Origin of the sequence: Actinoplanes sp. NPDC089786, from assembly GCF_040684855.1 — a bacterium.
Classification (GTDB): Bacteria; Actinomycetota; Actinomycetes; order Mycobacteriales; family Micromonosporaceae; genus Actinoplanes.
Genome location: NZ_JBFBGU010000007.1, coordinates 154,246 through 167,690, shown reverse-complemented (window position 1 = coordinate 167,690; position 13,445 = coordinate 154,246). Strand labels below are relative to the sequence as shown.

Annotated in this window: 11 protein-coding genes; 9 read left to right on the top strand and 2 right to left on the bottom strand. The window is 71.7% G+C overall.

Features of this window, described 5'->3' with window-relative positions; translation table 11 throughout:
* The first annotated feature begins 82 nt into the window (after window positions 1-82).
* From AB0O15_RS22690 to AB0O15_RS22680, 3 genes are read left to right on the top strand one after another with little or no spacing between them, the layout of a single operon-like run.
* Window positions 83-916: an MIP/aquaporin family protein gene (locus AB0O15_RS22690; protein WP_364321742.1), complete on the top strand. Its 834-nt coding sequence runs from the start codon at window positions 83-85 to the stop codon at window positions 914-916.
* Complete coding sequence (gene glpK, locus AB0O15_RS22685) at window positions 909-2,414, top strand: glycerol kinase GlpK (protein ID WP_364321739.1); 1,506 nt, start codon at window positions 909-911, stop codon at window positions 2,412-2,414. Before AB0O15_RS22690 ends, glpK begins: the two co-directional genes overlap by 8 nt.
* 1 nt (window position 2,415) lies before the next feature.
* Window positions 2,416-4,128 (top strand): glycerol-3-phosphate dehydrogenase/oxidase, encoded by a 1,713-nt coding sequence (locus tag AB0O15_RS22680; protein WP_364321736.1) that lies wholly within the window; start codon window positions 2,416-2,418, stop codon window positions 4,126-4,128.
* Here AB0O15_RS22680 and AB0O15_RS22675 read toward each other — a convergent pair.
* Window positions 4,103-4,738 (bottom strand): TetR/AcrR family transcriptional regulator C-terminal domain-containing protein, encoded by a 636-nt coding sequence (locus AB0O15_RS22675; RefSeq protein WP_364321734.1) that lies wholly within the window; start codon window positions 4,736-4,738, stop codon window positions 4,103-4,105. The genes AB0O15_RS22680 and AB0O15_RS22675 overlap by 26 nt on opposite strands.
* 66 nt (window positions 4,739-4,804) lie before the next feature.
* Here AB0O15_RS22675 and AB0O15_RS22670 point away from each other — a divergent pair, with 66 nt between their 5' ends.
* The 6 genes from AB0O15_RS22670 to AB0O15_RS22645 all read left to right on the top strand — a co-directional run bounded on the left by AB0O15_RS22670 (window position 4,805) and on the right by AB0O15_RS22645 (window position 12,533).
* Window positions 4,805-5,461 (top strand): DUF4386 domain-containing protein, encoded by a 657-nt coding sequence (locus AB0O15_RS22670; protein ID WP_364321731.1) that lies wholly within the window; start codon window positions 4,805-4,807, stop codon window positions 5,459-5,461.
* Window positions 5,462-6,016: 555 nt separating this feature from the next.
* Window positions 6,017-6,685, top strand: coding sequence for an HAD-IA family hydrolase (locus AB0O15_RS22665; RefSeq protein WP_364321728.1), 669 nt, complete (start codon window positions 6,017-6,019; stop codon window positions 6,683-6,685).
* 382 nt (window positions 6,686-7,067) lie between these two features.
* Window positions 7,068-10,259 (top strand): serine hydrolase, encoded by a 3,192-nt coding sequence (locus tag AB0O15_RS22660; protein ID WP_364321725.1) that lies wholly within the window; start codon window positions 7,068-7,070, stop codon window positions 10,257-10,259.
* Window positions 10,256-11,341, top strand: coding sequence for a M20 family metallopeptidase (locus tag AB0O15_RS22655; RefSeq protein ID WP_364321722.1), 1,086 nt, complete (start codon window positions 10,256-10,258; stop codon window positions 11,339-11,341). Before AB0O15_RS22660 ends, AB0O15_RS22655 begins: the two co-directional genes overlap by 4 nt.
* Entirely contained in the window at window positions 11,338-12,129 is a 792-nt protein-coding gene (locus AB0O15_RS22650) for a GNAT family N-acetyltransferase (protein ID WP_364321719.1), read from the top strand. Before AB0O15_RS22655 ends, AB0O15_RS22650 begins: the two co-directional genes overlap by 4 nt.
* A complete protein-coding gene (locus AB0O15_RS22645; RefSeq protein WP_364321716.1) occupies window positions 12,126-12,533 on the top strand; it encodes a GNAT family N-acetyltransferase in 408 nt (135 codons plus the stop codon). Before AB0O15_RS22650 ends, AB0O15_RS22645 begins: the two co-directional genes overlap by 4 nt.
* Here AB0O15_RS22645 and AB0O15_RS22640 read toward each other — a convergent pair.
* Window positions 12,494-13,387 carry a GNAT family N-acetyltransferase gene (locus tag AB0O15_RS22640; protein ID WP_364322116.1) on the bottom strand — a complete coding sequence of 298 codons (894 nt, stop codon included), beginning with the start codon at window positions 13,385-13,387 and terminating at the stop codon, window positions 12,494-12,496. The two genes, AB0O15_RS22645 and AB0O15_RS22640, sit on opposite strands and share 40 nt — an antisense overlap.
* Window positions 13,388-13,445: the final 58 nt, after the last annotated feature.

The window sequence follows — 13,445 nt, the reverse complement described above, 5'->3', positions numbered from 1 at the left end:
CGTTCGGCAATGTCGAACGGCGTTCATTGTTCGGGCTCGTGCCGCTACCTAGCGTCCTGTGCATCCAGCGTCAGGAGGGCACATGGCCGAACGACTCAAGATCCCGGGAATCTGGGGCGAGCTCGCCGCCGAATTCGCCGGGACCATGATCCTCATCCTCTTCGGTGTCGGCGTCGTCGCGCAGGTCGCCGGCGCGGAGATCGGAGATCACGACAGCATCGCCTGGTCCTGGGGACTCGGTGTGATGCTGGGCGTGTACGTGGCCGGGCGGATCAGCGGCGCCCATCTCAACCCTGCCGTCACCATCGCGCTCGCGGTCTTCAAGGGCTTCGAATGGCGCAAGGTGGCCCCCTACTCGATCGCCCAGTTCCTCGGCGCGTTCGTCGCCGCGCTGCTGGTGCGCTGGAACTACACCGAGGTCCTGCACGCCGCCGACCCCGGCCTCACGATCAAGACCCAGGGCGTCTTCTCCACCCTGCCCGGCAACGGGACCTTGCCGGTCGGCGAGTGGGGCGCGTTCCGCGACCAGATCATCGGCACCGCGATCCTGCTGTTCCTGATCCTGGCCATCACCGACGCGGCGAACACCCCGCCGTCGGCCAACCTGGCCCCGTTCATCATCGGCCTGCTGGTCGTCGGCATCGGCATGGCCTGGGGCACGAACGCGGGCTACGCGATCAACCCGGCGCGTGACTTCGGGCCGCGACTCGCCAGCTTCTTCACCGGATACGGTGGCGCGTTCCGAGATCAGACGGGTTACCTGTACTTCTGGATACCGATCGTCGCCCCGATCATCGGCGGCCTGATCGGCGCCGGGCTCTACCAGACGCTGATCGGACGGTTCCTTCCGTCCGCGGCGATCCAGGAGCCGGGCGAGCTGCCCACCACCGAGACACAGGAGGCAACCCGTGGCTGACTTCGTCGGCGCCGTCGACCAGGGCACCACCAGCACCCGATTCATGCTGTTCGACCACGGTGGCAACGAGGTCGGGCGGCACCAGCTGGAGCACGAGCAGATCCTGCCCCAGGCCGGATGGGTGGAGCACAACCCGATCGAGATCTGGGAGCGTACGGTCGCCGTCGTCCGGACCGCGATGCAGGCCCGGGGGCTCGGCCCGAACGACCTGGCCGCGCTGGGCATCACCAACCAGCGCGAGACGACCGTGGTCTGGGACAAGAACACCGGCCGGCCCTACTACAACGCGATCGTCTGGCAGGACACCCGTACCGACCGGATCGCCTCCGCCCTCGACCGCGACGGCCGTGGCGACGTCATCCGGCAGAAGGCCGGGCTGCCGCCGGCCACCTACTTCTCCGGCGGCAAGATCCAGTGGATCCTGGAGAACGTCGACGGGGTCCGCGAGGCGGCCGAGCGGGGCGACGCCATCTTCGGCAACACCGACAGCTGGCTGGTCTGGAACCTGACCGGCGGCAACCACGTCACCGACGTGACCAACGCCAGCCGGACCATGCTGATGAACCTCGAGACGCTGGACTGGGACGACGAGCTGCTGTCGTTCTTCAACATCCCGCGCTCGATGCTCCCGGAGATCCGGCCCTCGTCCGACCCCAACACCTACGGCGCGACCCTGGACAACGGGCCGCTCGGCGGCAACGTGCCGCTCACCGGCATCCTCGGCGACCAGCAGGCGGCCATGGTCGGTCAGGTGTGCTTCGCGCCCGGCGAGGCCAAGAACACCTACGGCACCGGCAACTTCATGCTCCTCAACACCGGCACCGACCTGGTCCGCTCGAGCAACGGGCTGCTCACCACGGTCTGCTACAAGTTCGGCGACGCGGCCCCGGTGTACGCGCTGGAGGGCTCGATCGCGGTCACCGGGTCGGCCGTGCAGTGGCTGCGCGACCAGCTGCACATCATCAACGACGCGGCCCAGAGCGAACGGCTCGCGGCCACGGTGTCGGACAACGGCGGCGTGTACTTCGTACCGGCGTTCTCCGGGCTCTTCGCGCCGTACTGGCGTTCCGACGCGCGTGGCGCGATCGTCGGGCTCTCCCGCTTCAACACCGACGCGCACATCGCCCGGGCCACCCTCGAGGCCATCTGTTACCAAAGTCGCGACGTCGTGGACGCTATGGCCCAGGATTCCGGGGTAACCCTGGACGTGTTGAAGGTCGACGGCGGCATCACGGTCAACAACCTGTGCATGCAGATCCAGTCGGACGTCGTCGGGGTCCCGGTCAGCCGGCCGGTCGTCGCGGAGACCACCGCGCTGGGCGCCGCGTACGCCGCGGGCCTGGCCGTCGGTTTCTGGAAGAACACCGACGAGCTGCGCGAGAACTGGAACGAGTCCCAGCGCTGGCAGCCGACCTGGTCGGAAGAACAGCGCGAGGAGGGGTACGGCAAATGGAAGAAGGCCGTCGAACGCACCCTGAACTGGGTGGATGTGGACTGACATGAAGGAAGCACTGTCCCCGGAGTACCGGCGCGGCGCCCTCGCGGCGCTGGCCGGCGCCGAGTTGGACGTGCTGGTGGTCGGTGGCGGCGTGGTGGGGTCGGGCGCAGCGCTCGACGCCGCCACCCGCGGCCTGTCCACCGGCCTGGTCGAGGCGCGCGACTTCGCCTCGGGCACGTCGAGCAGGTCCAGCAAGCTCATCCACGGCGGTCTGCGCTACCTGGAGATGCTCGACTTCGCCCTGGTCCGGGAGGCGTTGCGCGAGCGCGGGCTGCTGCTGACCCGCCTCGCGCCACACCTGGTGCGCCCGGTGAAGTTCCTCTACCCGTTGCAACATCACGTCTGGGAGCGGGCGTACGCCGGCAGCGGCGTCACCCTCTACGACACGATGGCGCTCGGCGGCGGGCTCCCGCGACACCGCAACCTCACCCGGCGCGGTGCGCTGCGCGAGTGCCCCGCGCTCAAGAAGGAGGCCCTGGTCGGCGCCCTGCAGTACTACGACGCCCAGGTCGACGACGCGCGGCACACGATGTTCCTGGCCCGCACGGCGGCCGCGTACGGCGCCCACGTGGCCAGCCGCACCGAGGTGGTCGGCTTCCTGCGTGAGGGCGAGCGCGTGACCGGGGTGCGGGTGCACGACCTCGAGGACGACACCACCTTCGAGGTACGGGCACAGCAGGTGATCAACGCGACCGGCGTGTGGACCGACGACACCCAGGCGCTGGTGGGAGAGCGGGGCCAGTTCCACGTCCGCGCCTCGAAGGGCATCCACCTGGTCGTGCCGCGCGACCGCATCCAGTCGCGCACCGGCCTGATCCTGCGCACCGCGTCGAGCGTGCTGTTCGTCATCCCGTGGGGCCGGCACTGGATCATCGGCACCACGGACACCGACTGGGCCCTGGACAAGGCGCACCCGGCCGCCTCCAGCACCGACATCGACTACCTGCTGGCCGAGGTCAACAAGGTCCTCACCACGCCGCTGAGCCGGGTCGACGTGCAAGGGGTGTACGCCGGGCTGCGGCCGCTGCTGTCGGGCGAGTCGGAATCCACCTCCCAGCTCAGCCGGGAGCACACCGTGGCCAGCCCGCAGCCCGGCCTGGTCGTGGTGGCCGGCGGCAAGTACACGACGTACCGGGTGATGGCCAAGGACGCGGTCGACGCCTGCGTACACAACCTCGGCCGGGCCGTCCCGCCCTCCTGCACCGACGACGTCCCGCTCCTGGGCGCCGACGGCTTCCGCGCCCTGTGGAACCGCCGCCGGGTGCTCGCCGAGTCGTCCGGCCTGCACGTGGCCCGGCTCGAACATCTGCTCGGGCGGTACGGGGCGCTGGTCGACGAGATCCTCGCGCTGATCGCCGACGACCCGACCCTGGGCAAGCCGGTCGAAGGCGCCGAGGACTACCTCCGGGCCGAGCTGCTCTACGCCGCCACGCACGAGGGCGCCCGCCACCTCGAGGACGTCCTGACCAGGCGCACCCGCATCTCGATCGAAACCTTCGACCGGGGTGTCGCCGCCGCTCCGCACGCGGCCGAGCTGCTGGCCCAGGCGCTCGGGTGGACGCCGGAACAGACGAAGAAGGAGGTCGAGAACTACCGGCTGCGCGTCGAGGCCGAACGCGCCTCGCAGGAACAGCCGGACGACGAGACCGCCGACGCGGCCCGCCTGGGCGCCCCCGAGGTCGTCCCGCTCACCTCCGCGCCTCCAGCCCATTGAGCAGCAGGTCGAGGGTGAACTCGAACTCGGCCTGACTGTCGCACCAGCCGAGCGTGTCGCCGCCGTGGTCGTTGACCTCGGCGGCGACCATCGCGGTGAGGTGCGGGACAGCCTTGGCCAGCTCGGCGAGATCGGCCCCGGCCGCGTCCGGCGCCGCCGGGCTGAAGACCTCCTGCGCGAAGCCGAGCGGCATGCTGCCGAAGGCGTGCAGCGCCCGGTGCGCGAGATGGTGGTCGAAGCCGGCCTTCAGCATCGTGCCGACCATCCGGTCGTAGTACCCGAACACCGCCGCCGGGATCGACCTGCGGCTCCCCAGCAGGCCCGGCGCCCACGGATGGCGGATCATCACCTCGCGGGCCGCCAGGAACTGCCGTCTCAGCGTCTCGCGCCAGTCCGCCCCCTCACCGGTCGGCGGGATCTCGCTCAGCACCGTCTCCACGACCCCGTCGAGCAGTGCCTCCTTGTTGGGCACGTGGTAGTAGAGCGACATCGCCTCGACGCCGAGCCCGGCCGCCAGCCGTCGCATCGTCAACGCCGCGAGCCCCTCGGCGTCGACCAGCGCGACGGCCGCGCCCAGCACCCGCTCGCGACTCAGTGCCTGCTTGACCATTGCCGCTACCTTACATCGTATGGTTACCTTACGCCGTAAGGTCGCATCGTCGCCCTGGGGGCCGTCATGTCCGTTCGCATTGCCCGCGTCACCGGATTGCTCTACCTCGGCCTCGCGGCCGGTGGGGCGCTCGGCTTCCTGACCATCCGGCCGGCCCTGTTCGTCGCCGGTGATCCGGCCGCGACCCTGTCCCGCCTGACCGCGGACCCCGGGCTGGCCCGGCTGGGCGTCTCGCTCGAACTGGTCACCGTACTGACGCAGGCGCTGGCGGCGGCCGGCTTCTACCGTCTGTTCCACCGCGCCGATCGGTTCACCGCGGCCGGAGTGGCGGCGTTCGGCCTGGTCAACGCCGTGGTCGTGCTGGTGAGCGCGGCCCTGCTCGGCGCCGCGCTCCAGGTCGGGCCGGACGCCGCGGCGGTGCAGACGCTCTACCTGATCAGCGGGCAGCTGTGGGAGGTCGGCGGGTTGTTCTTCGGGCTGTGGCTGATCCCGATGGGCCTGTGGGTGTTGCGCTCGGCGTTGATGCCGCGGGCTCTCGGGTGGGTCCTGGTGGCCGGCGGCGTCGGGTACGTGGTGAGCGCCTTCGTGGGCGCCCTGCTCCCGTCGGCCGGGGTCGTCGCCGACCTGCTCGTCGTGCCCGCCACCGTCGGCGAGTTCTGGATGATCGGCTACCTGCTCATCCTCGGCGTCCGGCCCGCGCCTTCACCGGCGCCGGCCTCCTGACCGTCGTGCCCTGCGCCACGCCGTAGATCCGGCCGTACTCCGGATCGGCGCTCTTGAACCCGAACCCGAGCTGCCCGAACGTGTGTCTGACAACCAAGATCAATACCCATGTCGCACCGGGGTGGGTGGCACAGACCGTCGCTCCCGCCGAGGTCGGTCCGGGCGGCCGCACGCTCCGCTTCCGCGGCCGCCCTCCCTGCACCCTGAGTGAGTGGTCACCCCCGCCGCTAACGCGGCGCCACCGCCGAGCGCTGCTGGGCCGCCTCGCCAAGATGACAGCCTTCACTTATATCAGCGATAGCCGTTAGATTCCCTGGTGGCAGCGGGCTGAGGGCGTTCGCCGGTTCTAGGCCGCCGAGCCCGCGCCCGCTGAGCGAGGTCAACGCATGGCTGGACCGGAAAGACGGATCTGACGAACTGGCCGCCGCTCATCGAGCAATGGACAAGGGCAGCGTGCACCCCGCCGGGAGCCGGCCGACCTGCACGCGATGCCCGATGAGAAGAGGGAAAGAACGTCGGCGAGGGGAAAAACTGGCCCGGACCATACTGGCTTCTGTGACCGCCAAGGCGCTGATCTTCGACTTCGACGGCTTGCTGATGGACACAGAGACCACGCTGCTGGAGAGCTGGCGCTGGGAGTGGTGGCGGCACGGGCTGGAACTCGACCCGGCCGGCTTCTTCGCCGACCATGGCGGCGACGCCAACGAGCCGCGTTACGCCGCGCTCGCCGAGGCCGTCGGGCCGGCCTACGACCGGGCGTCCAGCCATGCGCAGCGCATGGCCTACCGCGCCGCCCTGAACGAAGCGCTGGAACCCGCACCCGGCATCGTGGATTGGCTGGATCGGGCCGGTGAGCTGGGGTTGCGGCTGGCGGTGGCGAGCAGTTCCGGTGTTCACCACGTGGGCGCGATGCTGGATCGGACCGGGCTGAGGGCGCGGTTCGAGGTGCTGGCGACCGGCGATGAGGTGCCCGCGCACAAGCCGGATCCGGCCGTCTACCTGCTGGCCCTGGATCGGCTCGGCCTGCCGGCGCGGGAGGCGGTCGCGTTCGAGGACACCGCGCACGGGGTCGCCGCCGCGCGGGCGGCCGGTCTGCCGTGCGTGGCGGTGCCGAACCGGCATGCCGACCATGGCCGGTTCACCCATGCGGACATGCTCCTGCCCGACGCCGCAAGCCGGTCGCTCGACGCGATCCTGGCCGCGCTCACTCCGCGTGCTGGTTGAGCTGACGCGGCCGGATGAGGGTGGTGACGGGAGCGGACGAAGAGCCGGGGCCGCGAGCAGGATGCCGGGCGCACAAGGTGGACAGTCGGCGCGGCGGGATCGGCGGTCGAAGGGCTCGGAATTGGGACGGTGGCGTCCGTCTGCTGGGAATTGGCGAAGCGGGCCAAAGGGGGCGCGGGCGGGCGGACCAGGGAGATCCACTTCGGGGGATCGGCGCGGTTTGACATGGGACATTGACGGGCGTCGACGCGGAAGGGGCGTTTCGGGCCAACAGGAAACTGTGATGGGGCAAACAGGACCGTTTGCTTTCGGGGCGTGACCAGAGCGTCATCGTGTGTGCACGATGTGCTGATCGAACCCCCGCACCCCGAGGAGAACTTCGGTGACCCGACGCCCGCGCATCGACGACCTGACCTCGTTCGCCGCGCCGGAGGAGCCCGCACTGTCGCCGGACGGAACGCTGATCGCGTACGTCCTGCGCACCGCCGATGCCACCGCCGACCGCGCCGTGACCTGCCTGTGGCGCGTGGGCGCCACGGACGGTGAACCGCAGCAACTGACCCACGGACCCGCCGACACCGCGCCGGCCTGGGCGCCGGACGGGGAGCGGATCGCCTTCCTGCGGGCCGGCCAGGTCTGGGTCCTGCCGGCCGGCGGCGGCGAACCACAACAGCTGACATCGTTGCCACAGGGTGCGGGGGCGCCGGTGTGGAGCCCGGACGGCGGCCGGATCGCGTTCACCGCGCGGGCCGAGATCAGGCAGCCGAACAAGCCCGTGGTCGCGGATCGGCTCGGTATCCGGGAGGCGGGACATGTGCATGTCCTCGACCTGGCCACCGGCGCCTGCCGGCAGATCACCGACGGGGACTGGCCGGTGGGCCAGCCGGCCTGGTCGCCGGACGGCACCCGGCTGGCGTACCCGGCCTGCACCGGGCCGGACGCCGACCTGAGCCTGCGCGAACCGGTGTGGGTGATCGACGCCGGCGGGAAGGGCGAGCCGCGCGTGCACGGGCCGGTCGACGGGGTGGCGACGACCGTGACCTGGGACGGCGACGCGCTCCTGGTGACCGGGCGCCCGGACGGGCCGGGCGGCCACCAGCATCTGCTCCGCATGCCGGTCAGCGGGACGGAGCCGACCGATCTGACCGCCGCCCTCGACCGGAACGTCTCACCGGTGGCGCCGAAGATCAGCGGGGACAAGGTCTACTTCTCCGCCATCGACCGCGGCTGCACCCATCTCTACGCCGCCGACGACCAGAAGGCCAAGGCGGTCGTCCAGGGCGCGGGGCGCAACGTGGCCGGCTACGACGTGCGGGGCAACACGGCCGTGGTGGTGCTGGAGACTTCGGAGTCGCTCGGCGAGATCGTCGTGGTCGATCTGGAGACCGGTGAGGAACGCGTACGCACGAAGCACAGCGACCCGGAGATCGTGTTCTACCCGCGGCGGGAACGCGAGTTCGCCATCTCGGACGGCGCCGTGGTGCACGGCTGGGTGATCCGCGACGACGACGCCACCGGCCCGCAGCCGCTGCTGCTCGATGTGCACGGCGGCCCGCACAACGCCTGGAACGGGGCCGCGGACGGCATCCACATGTACCACCAGGAGCTGGTCCGGCAGGGGTGGACGGTGCTGCTGCTGAACCCGCGGGGGAGCGACGGGTACGGCGAGGCGTTCTACGTGGCCGTCTCCGGCGCCTGGGGCGAGGCCGACGCCAAGGACCTGCTCGAGCCGATCGACCGGCTGGTCGAGGAGGGCATCGCCGACCCGCGGCGGCTGGCGGTGACCGGCTACAGCTACGGCGGCTTCATGACGTGTTATCTGACCAGCCGCGACCAGCGCTTCGCGGCGGCCGTCACGGGGGCGCCGATCAGCGACCTGACCAGCATGACCGGGACGGCGGACATCGCGCAGTACCTCGGCGTACACGAGATCAGGGTGTTGCCGTGGCAGGACCGTGAGCGGTCGGCCGAGCTCTCGCCGCTGTCCCAGGTCGAGCGGGTGACCGCGCCGACGCTGATCCTGCAGGGCGCCGACGACCGCCGCTGCCCGCCCGACCAGGCCCGGCAGTGGCACACCGCGCTGCGGCAGCGGGGCGTGCCGGCGCGGCTGGTGATGTATCCGGAGGCCGATCACCTGTTCCTGTTCAACGGGCGGCCGTCCTACCGGATCGACTACCACCGGCGGACCGTGGCCTGGCTGCTGGAGCACACCGCGGGCCGGCCGGCCACGCTGGACCCGGTGCGCTGGGAGCGGCGGCTGCGGGTGCTGGCCGAGCGGCACAACGTCCCGGGCGCGGCGCTCGGCATCACCCACCTGGACGGCGAGACGATCGAGGTCGCACACGGTGTGCTGAGCACGTCGACCGAGGTGCCGGCCACGCCGGATTCGGTGTTCCAGATCGGCTCGATCTCCAAGATCTGGACGACCACGTTGGTCATGCAACTGGTCGAGGAGGGCCGGCTCGACCTGGACGCGCCGCTGAGCGACGTGCTGCCGGAGTTCAAACGGCCCGGCGTCACCATGCGCCACCTGCTCACTCACACCAGCGGCATCGACGGCGACGTGTTCACCGACACCGGCCGGGGCGACGACTGCGTCGAGAAGTACGTCGACCTGCTCGCCGACGTGGCCCAGAACCACCCGGTCGGCGCCACCTGGTCGTACTGCAACGCCGGGTTCGTGCTGGCCGGCCGTGTGGTCGAGCGGCTGACCGGGCTGACCTGGGACGGCGCCGTCCAGAAGCGCATCTGCGAGCCGCTCGGCCTGACCCACACCGGCACCATGCCCGAGGAGGCGCTGCTGCACCGGGCGGCCGTCGGCCACCTGAACGCGCGCACCGGGTTAAGACCCACGCCGGTCTGGATGCTCCCGCGGGGGATCGGACCGGCCGGGCTGATCCATTCGTCGGTCGGCGACGTACTGGCCTTCGCACGCATGCACCTGGCCGGCGGCGTGGCGCCGGACGGCCTGCACGTGCTGGGCGAGAAGGCGGTCTCGGCGATGACCGAACACCAGGTGGACGTGCCGGACGGGCACACGCTGCACGACTCGTGGGGGCTGGGCTGGATGCGCGCCACCTGGGACGGCCGGCTGGTGCTGGGCCACGACGGGCGGACCGTGGGACAGTGCGCGTTCCTGCGGCTGCTGCCCGAGGCCGGGTTCGCGATGACGCTGCTGACCAACTCGGACGAGGCCGCCGACCTGGCCGACGAGCTGCTGCGGGAGGTGTTCGCCGAGGTCGCCGGGGTGGCCATGCCGCGGCCGCCGGCCCCGCCGGAGCAGCCGGTCGAGGTGGACATCACGCCGCACGTGGGTGTCTACCGCCGGGCCGGCGCCGAGATCGAGGTGCTGGCCGACGGCCCGGCGCTGCGCTACACGGCCACCGGCGAGATGACGCAACTCACCGCCGAGCCGGTCACCGAGTACGCTCTGGTCGCGCTCTCCGAGGACCATTTCGTGGTGCGCTCGCCGTATTCGTCGGTCTGGACACCGGTCAGGTTCTACGCTCTGCCTACCGGGGAGCGCTACGTGCACCTCTCCATCCGCGCGACCCCGAAGGTGGAGCTTGCGTGATCGCCGACGCCCTGAGACTGATCGAGTGCGAGTCGCCGTCCAGTGACCTGGCCGCCCTGGCCGACTGCGCCGGGCTGGTCGCGGGGCTGGGCGAGCGTCTGCTGGGTGCGGCTCCGGAGCGGATCCAGGTCGATGGGCGTACGCATCTCCGCTGGCGATCCTTCGACGACGGCCCGCGTGTCCTGCTGCTCGGCCACTACGACACGGTGTGGCCGATCGGCTCGCTGGCCCGCCACCCGGCCACCGTCCGGGACGGCGTGCTGCGCGGTCCCGGCTGCGTCGACATGAAGGCCGGCCTGGTCCTGGCCATGCACGCGCTGGCCGGCCGGCCCGATCGCGCCGGGGTCGAGCTGCTGATCACCGCGGACGAGGAGATCGGCTCGCCGACGTCGCGCCGGCTGATCGAGGAGGACGCCGCCGGCTGTGTCGCCGCCCTGGTCCTGGAGGCCGCGGCCGACGACCGGGGTGCGCTCAAGACCGCGCGCAAGGGCATCGCGGGTTACACCATCGACGTGTACGGGAAGGCGGCGCACGCCGGCCTCAACCCGGAGCTCGGGGTGAACGCTTCGGTCGAGCTGGCCCACCAGATCGTGGCGGTGGCCGGGCTCGGGAACCGGGACCGCGGCACGACCGTCACACCGACCGTGCTCAGTGGTGGAACAGCGGCCAACACCGTGCCCGCGCGGGCACGGCTGGTCATCGACGTCCGGGTGCCCGACGCGGACGAGGCGGAGCGGGTCGACGCCGCGTTGAAGAGCCTGCGCCCGGTGCTGCCCGGGGCGCGGCTCGAGGTCACCGGTGGCGTCAACCGGCCGCCCATGCCGCCGGAAGCCTCGGCCGGCCTGCACCGGCGGGCGATCGCGGTGGCCGGGCGGCTGGGCCAGCCCGCCCCGGCCGGTGTCGCGGTCGGCGGCGGCTCGGACGGCAACTTCACCGCCGCGATCGGGGTGCCCACGCTGGACGGCCTCGGCGCGATCGGCGGCGGGGCGCACGCCGACGACGAACACGTGCTGGTGGACACGATGGACGGGCGCGTCGCCCTGGTCGCGGCCCTGATCGCCGATCTACGGTCGGACTCGTGACGGAAACCGAAGCGGAGGCGGCCGCCCGGGCCGCCGGGGTGCGCATCCGCGCGCTCGAGAGCATCACCGACCTGATGGCCGCCGACTCCCTGACCCGGGACATCTGGCAACCGGTCGAGCCCGGCATGATGCTGCCGCTGGAGACCATGCGGGCCTTCGCGCACACCGGCAACTACCTGGTCGGGGCGTACTCCGGCGAGGAGATGGTCGGGTGCAGCATCGGCTTCTTCGAGGCGCCGGCGGCGAACGCCCTGCACAGCCACGTCACCGGGGTCACCGACCGGGCGGCCGGGCGCGGCGTCGGCCGGGCGCTCAAGCTGCACCAGCGGCAGTGGTGCCTGGAACGCGGCGTCGCGGCGATCACCTGGACGTACGACCCGCTGGTGGCCCGGAACGCGTACTTCAACCTGGCCCGGCTGGGCGCGCGGCCGACCACCTACCTGACCAACTTCTACGGCACCATGCAGGACGGGCGGAACGGCAAGGACGAGAGCGACCGGCTGATGGCCCGCTGGGAGGTGGCCCGCTACCCACCGCCTCCGACTCCGGTGGACGGCGCCGAGGTGGTGCTCGGCCGGGCGGCCGACGGCGGGCCCGCTTACGAGCCCGGCGGCGGGCCGCGGGTGCTGGTGGCGGTGCCCGATGACATCGAGGCGCTGCGCGAGGCCGACCCGGACACGGCCAACCGGTGGCGCCACGCGGTGCGCGAGGCGCTGACCGGGCTGCTCGCCGAGGGCTACTATTTCGCGGGCTTCGACCGCACCGGGTACTACATCCTCGAGCAATGATCATTCGGTCGCGGTTCCCGGTCGACGATGCCGTCCTCAGCGCTCTGCATTCGCGTGCTTTCGGCGTACCCGTCGAAGTGAAGAAGTGGTCTTCGCAGTTGAACCGGCACGCCTTGACCTGGCTGGGCGCCTTCGACGCCGGCGACGAGCTGATCGGCTTCGTGCAGGTGGCGTGGGACGGCGGCGGGCACGCCTTCATCCTCGACACCGCGGTCGACCCGGCCGCGCAGGGCCGAGGCGTCGGCGCGGCGCTGGTGCGGACGGCCGCCGCCGAGGCCAAGGCGGCCGGCTGCGACTGGCTGCACGTCGACTACGAGCCACACCTCGACCACTTCTACCGTGACCGCTGCGGGTTCCGCCCCACTCAGGCCGGGCTCATCAGCCTCGACTCCCAGGCGACCTGACGCTGGAACACCTGGAAGCCGAGGCGGCGGTTGATGGCCAGCATCGGGGTGTTGTCGGCGGCGCTCTGGGTGACCAGGTAGCGGATCTCGGGGTGCTCGCGGATCAGCACCGACAGCATCGCGTCCTTCAGGCGGGTGCCCAGGCCACGGCCCCGGGCCGCCGGCAGCACACCGGTGAACTCCTGCTCGGCCACCCCCGGCGTGGTCGGCGACAGGGTGACCTGGGTGAAGCCGGTGATCACGCCGGCCTGGTCGCGGGCGCACAGGGTCAGCCAGCGCTCGCCGGCGAAGGCGGCCCGCTCCTCGAGCAGGCCGAGCGAGGCGGTCATCGACGAGGTGCCGCGCGGCGGGATCTCCAGCATGCGGTGGGCCTGCGCGAACGACTCCCGTAGCGCGGTCGGGCACGGGCCGAACCAGCCGGCCAGGCTGTCGTCGCTCGGGCCGGCGGCGCGCCCGCGCAGGTCGAGCAGGCTCCACTCCTCGGCGCCGCGGGGCCGGTCGAAGCGGGCGACCAGGAAGCCGTGACCGGCCGAGTGTTCCGCGGCCCAGCCGTAGACGGTGGCCGGGCCGTCGGCGAGCGCGGCCGCGCGTACCCATTGCATCAGCTCCGAGCCCAGGCCCCGGCGCCGCCAGTCGGCCCGGACCACGATCCGCAGCTTGCCGGACGGCAGCGTCAGCGTCGCGTACCCGATGGGCGTGTTGTCCGCGGCCCGAGCGACCCATCGGCGCTGCGACTCGCCATGCCGGGCGCGCAGCGAGCGAGCATCCGGCGGGCGCGGGTCGTACACCTCCGCGTCCGCGGTCCGGCACAGGTCGGCGAGGTCGTTACCGGCCTCTTCGACGATCTTCCACATCGGCACGGCGAGAACATACCTGGTTGACCGGCCCGGCCGTGGACCGCCACGATGCCGG

Bases quoted from the DNA above. Each gene is read 5' to 3' on its own strand.
- AB0O15_RS22690 (WP_364321742.1), top strand. From the start codon at position 83: ATGGCCGAACGACTCAAGATCCCGGGAATCTGGGGCGAGCTCGCCGCC.
- AB0O15_RS22680 (WP_364321736.1), top strand. From the start codon at position 2,416: ATGAAGGAAGCACTGTCCCCGGAGTACCGGCGCGGCGCCCTCGCGGCG.
- AB0O15_RS22675 (WP_364321734.1), bottom strand. From the start codon at position 4,738: ATGGTCAAGCAGGCACTGAGTCGCGAGCGGGTGCTGGGCGCGGCCGTC.
- AB0O15_RS22670 (WP_364321731.1), top strand. From the start codon at position 4,805: ATGTCCGTTCGCATTGCCCGCGTCACCGGATTGCTCTACCTCGGCCTC.
- AB0O15_RS22645 (WP_364321716.1), top strand. From the start codon at position 12,126: ATGATCATTCGGTCGCGGTTCCCGGTCGACGATGCCGTCCTCAGCGCT.
- AB0O15_RS22640 (WP_364322116.1), bottom strand. From the start codon at position 13,387: ATGTGGAAGATCGTCGAAGAGGCCGGTAACGACCTCGCCGACCTGTGC.